General features: G+C 66.7%; 3 protein-coding genes. 2 read left to right on the forward strand and 1 reads right to left on the reverse strand.

Annotation, left to right across the window (positions count from 1 at the left end; all coding sequences use genetic code 11):
• The coding region (locus tag CW362_RS45200; RefSeq protein ID WP_240658356.1) for a ribosomal protein L7/L12 at positions 1–632 on the forward strand (632 nt) is incomplete at its 5' end.
• Positions 633–845: 213 nt separating this feature from the next.
• On the opposite strand, the gene CW362_RS42635 is transcribed toward CW362_RS45200, so the two are convergent.
• Positions 846–1,073 carry a hypothetical protein gene (locus CW362_RS42635; RefSeq protein ID WP_162684448.1) on the reverse strand — a complete coding sequence of 76 codons (228 nt, stop codon included), beginning with the start codon at positions 1,071–1,073 and terminating at the stop codon, positions 846–848.
• 330 nt (positions 1,074–1,403) lie between these two features.
• Between CW362_RS42635 and CW362_RS42640 the strand changes: the two genes are divergently transcribed.
• Positions 1,404–2,667: competence protein CoiA family protein (locus tag CW362_RS42640; RefSeq protein ID WP_107502035.1), on the forward strand; the 1,264-nt coding region annotated here is incomplete at its 3' end.

The following is a 2,667-nucleotide window of genomic DNA, read 5'->3' on the forward strand; positions in this document are numbered from 1 at the left end:
CCACGGTCCTCGTCGGCACAGACTTCGCCGACTTGGCGCCTTCGGCCTCGGACACGTTCTCACTGGGCATCGATGCATCCTCCATGATCGGGAGTTACACCGAACGTCTTACAGTCCCCCGCTCTTCGCCGCAGTTCCGTGAAGATCCCGATGTGTGGCAGTTCAGGGGGCAGGACCTTCGAAAATTGACGGGACGAGGGCTCTGTTCATCGACACACTGGGCCACGTGCTTCGTCGCTGAAGGAGGTGTGTCCGTGGAGGAGCCAGGGTTCGCCGTGCTTGTGACCGAGCCCGGGAAGGGCGGACAGGAGGCTCTGAAGGCAGTCAGAGCGGTGACCGGACTGAGCCTGTGGCGTAGCAAGCTTCTCCTCGACCGCGCCCCTGTGACGGTTGTGGAGGAAGCCCCGCTGAACTGGGCCAGCGGGGCGGCCCGGCGGTTGCAGGACGCCGACGTCCCTGCAGCAATCCGCTGTACCTGGTGCGACAGGACGGTGCCCCGCGACGGGAGGCTGCTCGACCCAGGCCCCTGTGCATCCCGCTTCTGGCCGACCGCCCATTGCCAGGCGAACTGTCTCGCCAGCTGTGATTGCGAGTTCTGCAGCGCCTACGGGCCGATCGTCCTGACCCTGTGACTGCAGGCTCATCCCGTGACTGAATGATCCTGCGTGCGGCTCTCCTACCTGGGATTTCACGGAATTCCGGTCAGAGCCAAAATTCGAGATCCCCATCACGTCGAGGCCACCGGAATGCGCGGCTCTGGCGCAGACACAACAGGTTCGTGGCTGATCGTGTACTGCCGGAAGGGCTCCAGCTCGAGCTGGGCAGTCTCCAGATGGATCTCAAAGTCAGTCACGGATGTCTCCACTGGCCGTACCGACCTCGATGCGCAGTTCCTCGCCAGCCCTGCGCTCGGTGACCTTGCTGCCCGGCGGCAGGGCACGGACGCGGTCGCTGGCGCCCTGCTGGGTAAGGCGGACCAGCTGGACTTGCGTCCGGCTGCGGATCCACTGGTAGAGCAGCCGTGCGCTCAATATCGCGCCCAGCGCCGCTAACCCGATCGCTGTCTCTGGCAACCTGTCCCCCTCGATGCTGCTTGTGGCACCCAGTGCGCCCGTCACATCAAGGGAGTGCTGGCAGGACCGGAATTCGTGACAGTGGGCTTGGTGTGGCGTGTATCTCGTGCCGTCTGTGGGGCCGTTGGTGCCAGTAGCTGCACGGGGCCGGTTGCGGCCCATCGCTTGAAGTCTCCTGACGCGCTTGAAGTTCCCGGCCGACCAACGGCGTAACGCCGGGGGCGGCACAGCCAAGTAGACGACCGTAGGCGCTCTGTCAGTGGTGCCTGCTTATCTGCTGTCCTGTCAGATACGCCACGAGTTACGCCGGATCGCCAGGAGATGCGATTCATGCCTTTCACCGCGCTGCACCCCGACCTGGGCCGTCTCGATGCCACTCTCCCCAACCTCGGTGGCGGTTTGGACTGGAGCCAGGTCCACAAGGTCCGTCCACGCGTCCCGCTCGTCTGCCCCGAGTGCGCCTGGAACCTGCACCCCAAGGTATCCCGGTACGGCGTGCGGTTCTTCTGCCACGACCCAGGGCGGCCACCGTCGTGCGAGATGTCGAACGAGTCATGGGAACACCACATGCTCAAGCTGGAGATGGCGGCCGCGATCCGGGCGGCCGGGTGGTACGCCACGTTAGAGGTACCGGCCGAGGACGGCTCCTGGCGCGCGGACGTCATGGCGTCGTCCGTGGACGGCGCCCACCGCATGGCCGGGGAGGCGCAGCTGTCGCCAATCACCTTGGACGACATTGCCGCCCGCACCGACCGTTACGTCGACGACGGCATCCGGGTGTGCTGGGTCTCCTCGCACGAACGACCGCCGCAGTGGATCAGCACGGTACCGGCGGTCCGGGTATGTCCTCCGGGGGAACGGGAGCAGTCTTGGATCGTTGACGACGGCCTCGCCGGATTCGACTTCGCCGCCGGCCGCTGGGTGTTCCGGGAGGCGCCGCTGTCCGAGTTCGTGCGCTGGGCGCTGCACGGGCAGCTCGTCCCCGTGCTGAGTCTGCCGCGGTACCGCAGGGTCGACCGTGTGGTCGACGGCAAGCAGTGGCGGTTCCGGCGGAGCCTGTGGTGGACGTCGCTGCAGTCGGTCGACGACCAGGAGAAACACGAGGCGATGCGGCAGCGCCAAGAGGCTGCGAAGGCCGAGCGGGAGGCCCGCCAGAAGAAGCGGGAGGAACAGGAGCAGGCCCGGAAGGCAGAAGAAGCTGAACGCCAGCGCAAGCAGCGGGAGGAGGAGTCCCGCGTCCACTGGGAGAAGGTCCATCGGCAGTGGGCGGAGGAGGCGGCGCACCGGGCCAGAGAGAGGGCGCAGGAGGATGCGCGTCTCGCCCAGGAGCAGGCCGAGCGGGAGGAGAGGGAGCGGCAGGCACTGGCAACGGCTAGAACGTGGTGGGGCCAGCTGTCGCCGCAGCAGAGGACCGAACTGTTCACCGCCGTCACCGAGTATGCGTGGCGCGAGTCGAACCTGCGGGTGGAGATCCCGGAGAAGCCGACGACGCCATCGGAGTACGCCTACGGGGTGCCGGTGTACGCACTGGGGAAACAGCGACCCCTGTATGGAGTCGTACGGCCCTGCCCCAGCCTGGTCGCCTCCTCACCCC

This window comes from Streptomyces populi (assembly GCF_002911015.1).
Lineage (GTDB): Bacteria > Actinomycetota > Actinomycetes > Streptomycetales > Streptomycetaceae > Streptomyces > Streptomyces populi.